14 protein-coding genes and 1 pseudogene are annotated in these 14352 nt (G+C 66.0%); 4 read left to right on the forward strand and 11 right to left on the reverse strand.

The annotated features are described in order from the left end of the window. Positions 1–6 precede the first annotated feature (6 nt). From ACVIGA_RS04615 to ACVIGA_RS04660, 10 genes and pseudogenes are all read right to left on the reverse strand, one after another. Positions 7–1425 (reverse strand): TolC family protein, encoded by a 1419-nt coding sequence (locus ACVIGA_RS04615; protein ID WP_456665462.1) that lies wholly within the window; start codon positions 1423–1425, stop codon positions 7–9. 9 nt (positions 1426–1434) lie between these two features. Continuing rightward, positions 1435–1758, reverse strand: coding sequence for a hypothetical protein (locus tag ACVIGA_RS04620; RefSeq protein WP_456665463.1), 324 nt, complete (start codon positions 1756–1758; stop codon positions 1435–1437). 77 nt (positions 1759–1835) lie between these two features. Then, positions 1836–2288 carry a hypothetical protein gene (locus ACVIGA_RS04625; RefSeq protein WP_456665464.1) on the reverse strand — a complete coding sequence of 151 codons (453 nt, stop codon included), beginning with the start codon at positions 2286–2288 and terminating at the stop codon, positions 1836–1838. 89 nt (positions 2289–2377) lie between these two features. Continuing rightward, positions 2378–5582 (reverse strand): annotated as a pseudogene (locus tag ACVIGA_RS04630) (efflux RND transporter permease subunit). Next, positions 5579–7042 carry an efflux RND transporter periplasmic adaptor subunit gene (locus tag ACVIGA_RS04635; RefSeq protein ID WP_456665465.1) on the reverse strand — a complete coding sequence of 488 codons (1464 nt, stop codon included), beginning with the start codon at positions 7040–7042 and terminating at the stop codon, positions 5579–5581. Before ACVIGA_RS04635 ends, ACVIGA_RS04630 begins: the two are co-directional and overlap by 4 nt. Continuing rightward, on the reverse strand, positions 7039–7446 hold the full coding sequence (locus ACVIGA_RS04640; protein ID WP_456665466.1) for a FixH family protein: 408 nt from the start codon (positions 7444–7446) through the stop codon (positions 7039–7041). The genes ACVIGA_RS04635 and ACVIGA_RS04640 overlap by 4 nt, the downstream gene beginning before the upstream one ends. A 102-nt stretch (positions 7447–7548) precedes the next feature. Further along, complete coding sequence (locus ACVIGA_RS04645) at positions 7549–7908, reverse strand: hypothetical protein (protein WP_456665467.1); 360 nt, start codon at positions 7906–7908, stop codon at positions 7549–7551. A 111-nt stretch (positions 7909–8019) separates the two neighbouring features. Next, on the reverse strand, positions 8020–8307 hold the full coding sequence (locus ACVIGA_RS04650) for a hypothetical protein (protein WP_456665468.1): 288 nt from the start codon (positions 8305–8307) through the stop codon (positions 8020–8022). A 103-nt stretch (positions 8308–8410) separates the two neighbouring features. Next, positions 8411–9052: an NrsF family protein gene (locus ACVIGA_RS04655; protein ID WP_456665469.1), complete on the reverse strand. Its 642-nt coding sequence runs from the start codon at positions 9050–9052 to the stop codon at positions 8411–8413. Further along, a complete protein-coding gene (locus tag ACVIGA_RS04660; protein WP_456665470.1) occupies positions 9049–9606 on the reverse strand; it encodes a sigma-70 family RNA polymerase sigma factor in 558 nt (185 codons plus the stop codon). Before ACVIGA_RS04660 ends, ACVIGA_RS04655 begins: the two co-directional genes overlap by 4 nt. Between ACVIGA_RS04660 and ACVIGA_RS04665 the strand changes: the two genes are divergently transcribed. From ACVIGA_RS04665 to ACVIGA_RS04675, 3 genes are all read left to right on the forward strand, one after another. Then, complete coding sequence (locus ACVIGA_RS04665) at positions 9605–9754, forward strand: hypothetical protein (RefSeq protein WP_456665471.1); 150 nt, start codon at positions 9605–9607, stop codon at positions 9752–9754. The genes ACVIGA_RS04660 and ACVIGA_RS04665 overlap by 2 nt on opposite strands. Before the next feature lie 80 nt (positions 9755–9834). Then, a complete protein-coding gene (locus ACVIGA_RS04670; RefSeq protein WP_456665472.1) occupies positions 9835–10053 on the forward strand; it encodes a GDCCVxC domain-containing (seleno)protein in 219 nt (72 codons plus the stop codon). Positions 10054–10242: 189 nt separating this feature from the next. Further along, positions 10243–11622 (forward strand): M20/M25/M40 family metallo-hydrolase, encoded by a 1380-nt coding sequence (locus ACVIGA_RS04675; protein WP_456665473.1) that lies wholly within the window; start codon positions 10243–10245, stop codon positions 11620–11622. Between the two features lie 164 nt (positions 11623–11786). Here the strand turns inward: ACVIGA_RS04675 and ACVIGA_RS04680 are convergent, their stop codons facing one another. Further along, positions 11787–13370, reverse strand: a complete 1584-nt coding sequence (locus ACVIGA_RS04680; RefSeq protein WP_456665474.1) for a S10 family peptidase — start codon at positions 13368–13370, stop codon at positions 11787–11789. Positions 13371–13532: 162 nt separating this feature from the next. On the opposite strand from ACVIGA_RS04680, the gene ACVIGA_RS04685 reads away from it, so the two are divergent. Next, positions 13533–14312 (forward strand): NAD kinase, encoded by a 780-nt coding sequence (locus tag ACVIGA_RS04685; RefSeq protein WP_420964692.1) that lies wholly within the window; start codon positions 13533–13535, stop codon positions 14310–14312. Positions 14313–14352 lie beyond the last annotated feature (40 nt).

Raw genomic sequence — 14352 nt, forward strand, 5'->3', positions numbered from 1 at the left:
CTCCTCTCAATGATCGCCGGCCGCGGGTGCGGTCGAGGCGACGGCGGATGGTGTCGATGGCGCGGCCGCCGGGCCGCCGCCGTTGATCGCGGTCTGCAAGTCGGATTGCGCCAGCCAGAAATCGCGTTTGGCGTCGATCGCCGCGCGCAGCGAGCCGAGCCGCTGCCGCGCTTCAGTCAGCAGCGCGAACACGTCGACCTCCATGCTGGAGAAGCGCAGCTGCATCTCCTCGGTGATGATCTGCCGCAGCGGCAGCACCTCGCGCTGGTAGTGGCTCGCGATGTCGTAGGTCGAGCGGTAGACGCGGTAGGCGTCGCGCGCCTCGGAGCGGACGTTGATCGCCTTCTCGGTCAGTCGGTTGATCGTCTGCCGGTAGGTCTCCGCCGCTTGCCGCACCCTCACCGCGCCGCCGTCGAAGATCGGAATCTGGAACTGGACGTCGAAGCCGCGCTCCTTGAAGGGCGGGCCTTCCGGATCGCGCGTCCGCCTGTCGATGCCGGCGACGTCGAGCAGCGTGACGAAGCGCGTGGCCTCGGTGAGATCGAGCGCCTTGGCAAGCGCTGTGATCTCCATCCGCGCAATCTGCAGATCGACGCGGTGGCCGACCGCGGCGACCTCGATCGACGGCTGTTCCAGCGGTCGCTTTGGCAGCAATGGCAATTTGCTGGGGAGTCGGAAGCCGAGATCGCCGTCCCACAATCCCAAGAGACGCGCCAGCCGCTCGCGCGAGCTCGCCGCGTTCTGCCGCGCGCTGGCGAGGTCGGCGGTGATCTCGGCGTAGAACACCTGCTCGCGGGCCTGATCGAGCTTGTTCATGCCGCCGGTCTCGCCGAGTTTCTTGGCGAGTTGGGCCGTCGATTCCGCGGTCGCCTTCGCGTCGGTCAGCAGCGCGACCATCTCGTTCGCGGCAACAGCCGCGACATGACTGCGACGCACCTCGGCGGCGAGCCGCAAGGTGGCGAGCGCGGCCCTGAGCTGCGCCTGACGAAAGCGCTCGCGCGCGATCTCGGAGCGCGCCGGCAAGGTCGCCAGCGCCAGGATGTCGCCGACCACCTGGCGTTCGACCTCGCTGGCACCGTTGCCGGTGATGCGGGAGACCGAGAAGGTCGGATTCGGCGGCAGACTATCGGCGACGAGATCGGTCTCCGCCAGCGCCAGCTCGTTATAGGCGGCCTGCAAGCCCTTGTTGTTCAATAGCGCGACCTGCACGGCGGCATCCGCGGTCAGGTTGCGCGCCAGCAGCCGCTTCACCGCGGCATCGACGGTCGCGGCTTCGTCCGCCGAGCGAACGAAGGCGACGTCCTTGCCAATCGCCTTTTCGGTCACGTCGGAGACGACGCCCATGCCGCTGTCGGGCGAGAACGAGGCGCATCCCGCGAGCGCGGACGTCAGCAGCAGGATCGGCGCAATGGCCAGATGTCGCATGGTGTGTTCCTACCGATCCGATTTGTGATCGGAATTGGTTTGCGGCGTCACGCCATCGTTGCGCTCGCGCCAGGGCAGCGGCGTCGCCGGACGCAGGCTGCTGTAGGGCGCGATCGTCGAGCGGTAGCCGACGCTGGCTGTGTGGGCCGACGGGTTGGCCGGGTCGCCTGCGGCAGCAAGCGGCCGGCCGTCGGCCATGCAGCCGGCGAGCGGCGCAGCCGCAAGGATGGCGGCGGCGATGCGCGATGCGAATGTCGATGGCGCGCGCCGGCCAAGCCGGTTGCCACGTCGTGTGGCAACGGCGGCGAGCCTCGCCCCGAAATGCGAAAACATGGGTCTGTCCCGATCATCAGATGAATGACAGGCATGCGCACGCGAGCGCGCGGCGCAGCCACGATGTCAGCTGAGGATCAGGCGATGGGGGGACGGTAAAGCCGTGCGGGCGCCTCGCTGTGCAGGCTCTGGAAGGCCTCGGAGAGACGGATTGCAATCGGATGCAAAGGAGCGGCAACCGACGGAAGGTCAGCGGGCAGCGCCGACACGCACATCATCGCGCAGCACGACCCCGACGAATTCTTGCCGTCGTGGCTGTGCTTGACCGGTGGTTCGGCGCCATCGGCCGCGTGATGCGCATGCATGCCGCCGTCATCGTGGCCGGCATGATCGTGCGCGGCGTTATCAGCATGCGCCATCGAGGCATCATGCACGTGCACCGCGACGGCCGGCTGGACCTCATCGGTCAGGCACGGAAACGGCGCCCCGAACGCGAGCGCGACGGACGGCGCGAGGACACAGAACAGATAGGCCAGGATGATGGAACATCCCGCCCGCACCCGTCCTGACCTCGTCAACCGCACCAGCACCTGCGTGATCGCCCCGAACTCACCTCGCCCGCACCCCGGCTGCAAATCAGCCGGCCACGAACCACCATCGTATATACCCCCGCAGGGTATCATTCAATCCGGTTTGAACCGGCCAACGGATTTCCCGCCCCTGCTACACGCTGTCGCACGACGGGCGCAACGACATCAGCTTCCGGCATCCTCGCGCGAAGCGCGAAGCCCTTCACGACGGCGAAGATCGCGGGAATCACGATCAGCGTCAGCAGGGTCGACGAGATCATACCACCGATCATCGGCACCGCGATGCGCTGCATGATCTCGGAACCGGTGCCGGTGCTCCACATGATCGGCAATAGCCCGGCCATGATGGCGACCACGGTCATCATCTTCGGCCGCACCCGCTCGACCGCGCCCTCGATGATCGCGTGGTTGAGATCGTCGCGACCGATCGCGCGGCCCTCAGCAGCGCGACGCGCGGTGACCTCGGCCAGCGCCTGGTTGAGATACATTAACATCACGACGCCGGTCTCAGCGGCGACGCCGGCGAGCGCGATGAAGCCGACAGCGACCGCAACCGACAGGTTGAAGCCGAGCGCCCACATCAGCCAGAGCCCGCCGACCAGTGCGAACGGCAGCGACAGCATCACGATCATGGTCTCGGCCACCGAGCGGAAGTTGAGATACAGCAGCAGGAAGATTGTCAGGAGCGTCACCGGCACCACGATCCTGAGCCGTGCCGCGGCGCGCTCCAGATATTCGTACTGCCCGCTCCAGACCACGTAGGTGCCGGCCGGAAACTGCACGGCGGCCTGCACCGCGCGCTGCGCATCCGCGACATAGCTGCCCAGATCGCGATCGCGGATATCGACATAGACGTAGGTCGCGAGCTGCCCGTTCTCGGTCCGGATCGTGGTCGGTCCGCGCGCCGGCGTGATATCGGCGACCTCGCCGAGCGGCACCGCCCCGCCCGCCGGCATCGCCACCAGGATGTCGCTGGCGATCGCGCCCGGATTGTCACGCAGGTCGCGCGGATAGCGCATGTTGACGGTGAAGCGCTGCCGCCCCTCCACAGTCGTGGTCACGGTCTGACCGCCGAGCGCAGTTGCGATCGTGTCCTGCACGTCCTGCACCGCGATGCCGTAGCGCGACAGCGCTTCGCGGTTCGGCGTGATCTCGAGATAGTAGCCGCCGAGACCGCGTTCGGCATAGGCCGACGAGGTGCCGGGCACGCCCTTCACGACCTGCTCGACCTGGCGCGCGAGCTTGTCGATCACGGCGAGATCGGGACCGATCACCTTGACGCCGACGGGCGTCCGGATCCCGGTCGACAGCATGTCGATGCGCGCCTTGATCGGCATGGTCCAGGCATTGGAGACGCCGGGGAATTGCAGCGCCTTGTCCATCTCGGCGATCAGGCCGTCGAGCGTGAGGCCCTTGCGCCATTGCTGCTTCGGCTTGAGGTTGACCACGGTCTCGAACATCTCCGATGGCGCCGGGTCGGTCGCGGTGGCGGCGCGGCCGGCCTTGCCGTAGACCGAGACGACCTCCGGAAAGCTGCGGATGATGCGGTCCTGCATCTGCAGCAGTTCGGCTGCCTTGGTCACCGAGATCCCCGGCAGCGTGGTCGGCATATAGAGCAGCGTGCCCTCGTTGAGGTCGGGCATGAACTCGGTGCCGAGCTGCCGCGCCGGCCAGACCGTGACGGCGATCGCTGCGAGCGCCAGCAGGATCACCAGCGTCTTGGCCCGCAGCACGCCGTTGATGACGGGACGGTAGATCCAGATCAGGAAGCGGTTGATCGGATTTTTGTGCTCGGGGACGATCCTGCCGCGGACGAAGATCACCATCAGCGCCGGAACCAGCGTCACCGACAAGAGCGCCGCCGCCGCCATCGCAAACGTCTTGGTGAAGGCGAGCGGCGAGAACAGCCGCCCCTCCTGCGACTCCAGCGTGAAGATCGGCATGAACGACACGGTGATGATGAGCAGGCTGAAGAACAGCGCCGGTCCGACTTCCGCCGCGGCCTCGATCAGGATCGCGACCCGCGATCGGCCGGGCTCGGCCCGCTCCAGATGCTTGTGCGCATTCTCGATCATCACGATCGCCGCATCGATCATGGCGCCGATCGCGATCGCGATGCCGCCGAGGCTCATGATGTTGGAGCCAATCCCGAGCAGCTTCATCGCACCGAATGCCATCAACACGCCGACCGGCAGCATCAGGATCGCGACCAGCGCGCTGCGGACATGCAGCAGGAACACGAAGCAGACCAGCGCGACCACGACGCTCTCCTCGAACAGCGTGCGCTTGAGCGTGTCGATCGCCGCATAGATCAGGTTGGACCGGTCATAGACCGGTACGATCTCGACCGACTTCGGCAGGCTGGTCGCGATCTCCTTGAAGCGCTTCTTGACGTTCTCGATCACGTCGAGGGCATTGACGCCGAAGCGTTGCAGCACGATGCCGCTCGCCACCTCGCCCTCGCCGTTCAGTTCTGCGATGCCGCGCCGCTCGTCGGGGCCGAGCTCGACGCGGGCAACGTCGCGCAGCAGCACCGGCGTGCCGTTGTCGGTCTTCAGCACGATGTTGCCGAGATCGTTGATATCCCTGAGATAGCCCTTGCCGCGAATGACATATTCGAACTCGGAGAGCTCGACGGTACGGCCGCCGACGTCGGCATTGCTGGCGCGGATCGCGTCGCGCATCCGTTGCATGGTGATGCCGCGGTCGCGCATCCGCTGCGGATCGAGGATCACATTGTACTGCTTGACGAAGCCGCCGACGCTCGCGACCTCGGCGACGCCTTCGGCCCGCGCCAGCGCGAATTTCAGGTTCCAGTCCTGGATGGTGCGGGTGTCGGCGAGGTTCAGCTGCTTCGACATCACGGCATACTGGTAGACCCAGCCGACCCCGGTCGCATCGGGACCGATCGTCGGCGATACACCCGCAGGCAATCGCGACGCCGCGCCGTTGAGGAATTCGAGCACGCGCGAGCGCGCCCAGTAGATGTCGGTGCCGTCCTCGAAGATGACGTAGACGAAGGAGACGCCGAAGAACGAGAAGCCGCGCACGACCTTCGACTTCGGCACCGTCAGCATCGCCGTGGTCAAGGGATAGGGTGACCTGGTCCTCGATCACCTGCGGCGCCTGACCGGGATACTCCGTGTAGACGATGACCTGGGTGTCGGAGAGATCGGGGATCGCATCGAGCGGGAGATGCAGCAACGCGTAGAGGCCCGCGGCGGCCGCAAAGCCGGTGCCAAACAGCACCAGCAGCAAATTGCGCGCCGACCAGGCGATGACACGGGCAATCATGGCCGGCCTCCGTCCGTCGTCTGGCCGTCAGCCGCGGTCGCTTGCGCAGCACCGGCCTCGGCAAAGCCCTTGATTGCGGCCTTCAGGTTGCTTTCGGCATCGATCAGGAAGGTCGCCGAGGTCACCACCGCATCGCCCTCGGCGATCCCGTCGCGGATTTCGACATAGCCGTCGCCGCGCCGCCCGAGCTTGACCTCGCGCGGCTCGAACCGCCCGTTGCCGCGGTCGATCAGCACGGTCTGGCGGCTCCCGGTGTCGAGGATCGCGTTATCAGCCACGGTCAGCACCGGCGCCGGGCTGCCGATGTCGATCTCGGCGTCGACATACATGTCCGGCAGCAGCGCGAGATCGGCATTCTGCAATTCGATCCGCACCCGCGCGGTGCGCGTGTCCTTGTTGACCTGCGGATAGATCACGCTGATCTGGCCCATGAACGCGCGGCCGGGATAGCTGCGGGCCCGCACCACGACCTTCTGCCCGACCACGATGTTGCCGAGATCGCGCTCGGCGACATCGACCAGTGCCCACACGACGGAGACGTCGGCGATCCGGAACAGCACGTCGCCGGGCTGCGCGCGCATGCCCTCGATCGCGGCACGTTGCAACACGATGCCGTCGCGCGGCGACAACCACTGGAACGCGAGCGGTACGGTGTGGCTCTTTTCCATCTCGGCGATAACCGTCTCGGGAACGTCGAGATTGGTCAGCCGCTGCTTGGAGCCTCGTCCGTAAGGCTCAATATTCGCGATCGCCTTCGAGGTCATGGTCGCGACATATTCGGCCGCCGCGGACGACACCGCCGGGCTGTAGATCTCCATCAGCGGCTGGCCTTTGGTCACCCGGCTGCCGGTCGTGATGTCGGCGACCTTCTGCACGTAGCTCTCGGCACGCATTGCAATCACCGACACCCGCCGCTCGTCGAGCTGAATCGTGCCGGGCGCGCGCACCAGTGTGCGGATGCGACGCATCTGTGCCGCTTCGGACTTGACGCCGGTGCGCTGGATTTTTCCCGGCGACAGCGTGATCGAGCCGTCGTCGCTGTCTTCGCCGGCATAGACCGCGATGTAATCCATCCCCATGGAATCCTTCTTCGGCACCGGTGAGGTGTCGGGAAGGCCCATCGGATTGCGATAATATTTGACCTTGCGCTCGCCCTTGGCGGCCATGGCATTGCTGTCCGCCGGCGTCGCCAACGGCGCGTCCGGCTCGTCGAAGCTGAGATCGGCGCCGGCGGCGACCGGCTGGTAGTCGCGGCCGTCAGGCGTCTTCTTCGGCGTCAGCGAGTAAGACGGCTTGCCGTCCGGATCGCGGAAATAGATCGGCGCGCCGGCTTCCGCCGCATGCGCGGCAGAGGCGGCAAGATTTGCGCCCGGCCACGGCGGCAGGCCGCGACCAAGATATGCGACGCCTGCCGCTGCAGCGATCGCAGCGGCAGCGCCTGCCAGAGCGAGCCGGTTCATTTTCCGGCCGTGACGACGAGCTTGCTTTCGACCGTGCCGGTCTCACCCTGCACCTTCGCACCCAGCGACAGCTGCCAGCGCCCGGCCATGCCGAAATTCGCCTTGAACCGATAGGTGCCGGGTTCGGTCCCCGGCATCGGCGTGACCTTGGTGGCCATCTCCTGCATGCCGTCCGGGGCCATGTCGAGCCGCGTCGTGAAGATCACGGCGTCAGGCACGGCCTTGCCGGTCTTCATGTTCATCAGCCGGACGGTGACGACCTTGTCCGGACCGGCCTGGACGGTCTGGTCGACGAGCTGGAATTCGTAGTCCTTGATGTCGGCGAGCGCGACAGTGGCAGTACCTACCAGCGCCATGCCGATGAGCGCGGCCGCTACGGCACGCGACGTATTGAACAACGTCATTGCGTTTCATTCCTCGATTGGATTTGGTCTGCCGCTTGCGCGGCATGCGACGTCCACGCGCCCGAAAGGTCGCGCAGCAGCAACCGGCGCTTGCGGCGCCAGTCAGACCAAATGTCGAGGAGGATGGTCGGGCGGCGGACGGACCAGCCCGTCGGCGACCAGATCGTCATGCGGATGCAATTGCAGCTGCGTCGACGGCCGCACCGCGAGACCGACGGTCGATGGTCCCGCGTGCAGGACCTTCAACATGCAGATCGCAACCAGCGGACAATCCCGGCAGTCATTGCTGTTCTGCTTGTCGGGGCAGCACGGCATATCGGCCGTCATGTCAGACATGTCCGCCATCTGGCTCATTCCGGTCGGCGCGGATCCGGCCGCCGCGGGCACGGCCAGCGGCGCAATTGTCAGGCCTGCCGTCACGAGGACGGCGAGCAGCAATCTGAACAATTGGCGAACATTCATGTTGCGACAGTCTCACAAAGGACGGGTGCTGAAAAGGCCACCCTGTTCACAACTGCACCAGCGGGAAAGTGGTTAATCGTTCATCCCGGCCTGGTGCCCTGCATCGAGCGGTTATTGATACGGAGACTTCGGGCCGCCGTGATAGCGCCACGGCGTCCGGGCAGCATCCGGAACACTCGCCGGCTGCACGCGCAACGCGCCCTGATCGTAGCCGAATGCAGACATCGGATCGCGTTGCACGGCAACCGTACCCGCTGCTGCGGCTTCTGCGGCCTCGTTGGGCAAATATCTCCTGTCGGAGGCCGTCAGGCCCGCCTGCGCGGTTGCCGATGCCACAACAAGCGGCGCGAGGATTGAGAAGGCAAGAAGGCATTTGTTGATCGACATCATCGGCTCCATGATTTTCCGAAGCGCATTGATTTGCGCTTCCGATCATGAGTTCGAAGCCAACGTTGCCCCGGTTACACGCTCACGCCGACGTGAGACGCTCGATCACTGCATTTCACCAGCGCAGCAACCGCGGTCCCAACGCCGCGCCGGCAAGTGTGCACAGCACGATCGTGCCGCCGTACCACAGCGCGACAAAGGGCAACGAGTCGTCGGTGCAGTGCAGTGCATAGCCGACGGCGCTCACACCACCTGCGACGAGGCCGGCGAATGCGCCCGCCTGCACCAGATTGGTCGGCGCCGCCTTTCTGACTGCCCAGATCACCACGGCAAACGGCACGATCGCGATGATCGGAACCGAGATCAGGCATTCGAGCCATTGGTCTCCCATGACCATCCTGTCCCAGTGAGAGCTGGGCGCCTGTCCGAGGCTGGTGGCGGCAAGCAGCATGATCGCCCCGAACGGGAGTGCGGCAAGTCCAAGCGAGATCTTTCGCTCGCCGCCCGGCCGGGCCAGCCGGGTCAGATAGATCGACGCTGCACCGACGGTGCCGAGCGCGAATGCGAGCTTCAGAGAGAGGAAGATCACGGCGCGCGGCGTGGCGAGGTCGGCGCGAACGCCAAGCCCGGCAAGCACGAGGCCAAGCGCGGCAACCAGCCCTAGGCCGAGCGCGATCGCAACGGTCCGGCCGACCAGCCGCCGATCGACCGGCTCGACATTGTTGCTGAGCGCCGCGATCAGCTCATCGGTCTTCATGGGTCCGTCCTCCCGGCGATCAACGCGGCCAGGGCCTTCAGCCCGCGATGAATGCTGACCTTCACACTGGATTCCGACATGTCGCAGCGCTGCGCCGCTTCTGCGACGCTCAATCCATCGAGCTTCACGGCCCCAATCGCGCACTGCATGTTATCAGGCAATTGCTTGAGCAATCGCCTGACGTCAAAGCTGCTCTCGGCACCGATATGATCGTCATGCGCCGTGATGCCGTCGGCCGCGTCGATCGGCACGTTGGCGCGCGAGGCCCGCGTGCGGCGCAGGAAATCGATCAGCTTGTAGCGCGCGACCGCGTGCACCCAAGGCGTCAGCGGTTGAGCCGGATCGTAGGTGTGCCGCTGCAAGTGAATAACCAACACGGCCTCCTGCACCAGATCCTCCGCCTCGGCCGCGCCGCGGCCGCTCCTCGCAAGCTTGCTCTTGTAGTAGGCACGCAAATGCCGGCTCAGGCGCTCCAGCAACGCCCGGTGGGCCGCCGCGTCGCCATCCTGGCTGGCAAGCATCAGTTGCTTGAGCTCGTTTTCCGCGGTCGTCATGCAGCGCTTCTATGGTCTGGTTCGCTCAAGCGACCGGTTTGGTTACACCCCGATCGGCCAGATCACGAATATTTTCGAGGCCGCGACGGGTTCACGCATCATCGGTGCCAGATTGCGGCTTCATCCCGGCTGGATAAGCCCGTCTTAGCGACCGCCGATCACAATCTTGCCACTTGACCTGTGCGATCGCCGAAATGACATGAGACACTGACCAACGGACCCGCGCTCATGCAACTCGTGTCGACCTTGACCTGTCCGGCTTGCGGATTTGCCGCGACCGAAACGATGCCGACCGATGCCTGCCAGTTCTTCTACGACTGCCGCGGCTGCGGCACCCGCCTCAAGCCACTTGCCGGCGATTGCTGTGTGTTCTGCTCTTACGGGACGGTGCCCTGCCCTCCGGTGCAGACGCGCGGCGAATGCTGTGGCGGGTCAGCGCCGGCCTGAACGCCTGCCATTGATTTGCCTGGGCCGGAGCAAGCCGGGCAACATTCGGCGCTGATCGCTGTCGACAATGGCGCTTGGCGTCCCGCCGTTGATTGTCACGTCAGCGGGAGGTAAAGCACTCATGCAATCCGACGCCGATCGCGCCGGCGTCTTTCGGTGCGACGATGTTTGCATTGTCAGGTGCTCATCATGGCTTCTTCCGACGCATTGGCTGCCGTCTTCACCCATATCGAAGCCAACCGCGACAGTTTCCTGCAACGCCTGATCGCCTATCTACGCCATCCGAGCATCAGCGCCGAGAACATCGGCATCGCCGAGGTCGGCGCCCTGCTGCTCGAGATGCTCACCGGGATCGGCCTCGAAGCCGGCCTTGTCGCCACGGAAGGTTATCCGATGGTGGTGGCACGCTGGGAGAAGGCACCGGGCAAGCCGACCGTCCTGCTCTACGGGCACTATGACGTGCAGCCGGCCGACCCGCTCGAGAAATGGCTATCGCCGCCCTTCGAGCCGACGCTCCGGGACGGCCGGCTCTATGCACGCGGCGTCGGTGACAACAAGGGCCAGCACTTCGCCCAGATCCTGGCGATCGAATCCCATCTCAATGTGCACGGCGAACTGCCCTGCAACGTCATCCTGCTGCTGGAGGGCGAGGAGGAGATCGGCAGCCCGCACATCGCCGGCTTCGTGCGCGCCAAGGCGCATCTCCTGAAGGCCGATCTCGCCGTCACCGCCGACGGCCCGCGCCATGCCAGCGGCGCACCGACGATCAAGTTCGGCTCGCGCGGCGTCGTCTCCTTCGAGCTGCGCTGCCGCCATGCCAGTCGCGACGTCCATTCCGGCAACTTCGGCGGCGTCGTGCCGAACCCGATCTGGACGCTGGTCCACCTTCTCGGCACGATGAAGAACGCGGCCGGGGAGATCACCATCGAGGGGCTGCATGATGCCGTCGAGCTGCCGGCACCCGAGGAACTGGCGGCGATCGAGCGCCTGCCGCTCGATATCGAGGCCGTCAAAGCGAGCCTTGCACTGAAGCGCCTCGACGCGCCTGCGGACCGCCCCTTCTACGACCGTCTCTGCTTCCAGCCGACGCTGACCATCAACGGTTTCCACGGCGGCTATGGCGGCCCTGGCACCAAGACCGTGCTGCCGAACGAAGCCTTCGTCAAATGCGACATCCGTCTCGTCGAGGCGCAGGACGCCGAGGACATCCTGCGCAAGGTTCGGGCTCACGTCGCCAAACACGCGCCCGAGGTCGAGTTCGTCGCTGCCGACATGGGCATGCAGCCCTCGAAGACGCCGATCGCCTCGCCCTACACCGCGCCGCTGCGCCGCGCCTTCGTTGCCGCCCATGGCCAGGAGCCGCTGCTGATACCGGCCGGCTTCGGCAGCCTGCCCAACTACGTCTTCACCAAGCTCCTGGGCATCCCCGCCTTCGTCACGCCCTATGCCAATCCGGACGAAGCCAACCATGCGCCGAACGAGAACATGACGCTGGACTGCTTCTACAGCGGCGTGCGGACCGGGGCTGCGTTGTTGCACGAGCTCGGCCAGTTCCGGCGCGACGGCTAGAGCGTTTTCGAGATCGCGCCACCTATTGTCGTCCTGGCGAAAGCCAGGACGACCACAATGTTTGCGACGAGCGGCGCAACAAACTCATTGTCGTCCCTGCGCTTTCGCAGGGACGACGGCTGCGGGGGTGGCGCTGGTGGCTTTACCAACCAGCGACCTTCACCTCACTTCACCAGGGCCTCGACCTCCTTGCGGAAGGCCTGGCGCGAGCCGTCGCGGGAGTAGAACATGTGGCCGCCGGGATAGACCACGAGCCTGGTGCGGCTCGGACCCGCGAAGGCCGGCAGCTGGTCGAGGATGATCTTCGAGGCGAAGTAAGGCGTCGCAAGGTCGAACAGGCCGTGACCGATCAGGAGCTTCAGCTTGGGGTCGAGCGCCAGCATCTGGCGCAGCTGTGTCACCGATTCCGGCGGGCTGATGCCGTGGCCGAACTCCCAGCCCTTGCTCACGCTTTCGCTGAGCAGATGATACGAACCGTCCGGCCGCCAGTTCAGTCTGCGCGTGGTGAGGTCGACGGCCGCGCTGGTCAAGGGCGCCATCAGGGGATCGCCGGACGGATCGTTGAAGTGGAAGTAGCTGGAGTCCGGATAGGGATCGAAGCCTTCGACCGAGGCATCGTAGCGGCCGGTCACCTTGCCGCTCTTGCGATCGAACTCGCGGCGGAATTCACCGATCTCGAAGCGGCCGGCGAGCCTGCGGCTCACCGCCGGGTCGATGCCGGTCAGGCTCGCGACCCTGTCGGCGAGCCGCGCGGTGGCCTCGGTATCGGCCTGCCCCTTGACGAGATCGAGCAGGAAGTCGCCGCGCGCGTAGCTCTCGACGTCGGCAAGGTCCTCGCGCGTCACCGGCCCCTTCGCCTGTCGCGCGACCGCCGTCATCGTCGGCAGGCTCGCGACGTATTGCAGGACGCTAGAGCCGGTATAGTCACGGAAATCGAGCACCGGCGAGATCAGGATCAGGCCGCGTACGCCGACACCCTGCTGCATCTGCAGATTGCGCACCACCTTGGGTCCGCGAATGCCGCCATAGCTTTCGCCGGCGACATACTTCGGTGAGGTCAGCCGGTCGTGTTTCTCCAGCCAGCGGCGGATTACCAGCGCAACCGAATTGGCATCACCATCGACTGTGAAGAAGCGCTTGCGGGCATCCTCCGAGGTGGTGACGAAACGGCTGTAGCCGGTGCCGACCGGATCGATGAAGACAAGATCGGTGAAATCGAGCCAAGTGTCGGCATTCGGCTGCAGCTCCGGCGAGGCCGACGCCACCGCGCCGTCGAACGGCAGTCGCCACGGCCCGACATTGCCGAATTGCAGCCAGGCCGACGCGGAGCCCGGCCCGCCGTTGAACAGGAACGTCACCGGGCGGCTCGCCTTCTCGGCGCCGTCGAGCTGATAGGAAGTATAGGCGATGTCGGCGAGCGGCTCGCCCTTGTCGTCGAACACGCGGATCGAGCCCGCGGTCGCGCTGAAGGCGAGCGTACGACCAGGCAGTGCGACCGATTGCTTGGTCGTGGAATCCGGCGGTAGGCGGTGCTGTTCGGCGGCAGGCGTGTTGCCCGCGGCGTTGGCGCCGGAGCCCGTCTCGCCGCGCCCTGCCCGTCCCTTCTGGCCGCCTGGGTTCTGGCCGCTTGGGGCCTGTGCGCTCGGCGACGGCGATGGCTGCGGGGCCTCGTCGTCGGCCCGCGCCGCGGTTGCGAGGCAGGCCACCAGCAACGCCGCGGTGAGCCGTGTCGCAAAACTGTTAGCCATGCCGTTCACTCCCTGGGCCGACATTTACGCATTTCATCCGCAAACTGCGCTAGCTTGGCTGCACCCGCAAGGCATGCGGTCCGTTCCCGGACCATCTCGACAAGGCCGCCCGGGATGTATAGACGAGCGCGGCGTGTTCCGTGCCAAACGAGTTCGTGAGCGATGGCTAGCTCCAAGCGGTATGACAAGATCGCCTTCGTCGCCAGCGCGAGCTCGGAAGCGCAGACGGCGCTTGAGCAGCTGACGGCGATGTACGGCAACCATTCAGCCGCCGATGCCGACGTCGTGGTTGCGCTCGGCGGCGACGGATTGATGCTGCAGACGCTGCACGCCAACATGCGCAGCGGCAAGCCGATCTACGGCATGCACCGCGGCACCGTCGGCTTCCTGATGAACGAATATTCGACGCACGACCTGCGCACGCGGCTTGCGGCCTCGCGGGAATCGCTGATCAATCCGCTCCTGATGCGCGCGACCGACATCCACGGCGCGGTGCATCTGCATCACGCCATCAACGAGGTCGCGCTGTTCCGGCAGACCTACCAGGTCGCCAAGCTGCGCATCCTGATCGACGAGCATGAGCGGATGCCCGAGCTGATGGCCGACGGCATCCTGGTGGCGACGCCGGCCGGGTCGACCGCCTACAACCTCTCCGCCCAGGGGCCGATCCTGCCGATCAACGCGGCGCTGCTGGCGTTGACCCCGATCAGCGCATTCCGGCCGCGACGCTGGCGCGGCGCGCTGCTGCCGAACTCCGCCTTCGTGGTGATCGAGGTGATCGAGGACGAGAAGCGCCCGGTGGCCGCGGTCGCCGACCATGACGAGGTCCGCGACGTCCGCCGGGTCGAGGTGCTCTCCGACAAGACGATCGCGATGCGGATGCTGTTCGATCCCGGCCACTCGCTGGAAGAACGCATCCTGCGCGAGCAGTTCGGCTACTGACGGCGCGCCGCATCCCGCGCCCCTTGCCCGGCAACCAATC

The organism is Bradyrhizobium sp. USDA 3240 (genome assembly GCF_054063295.1).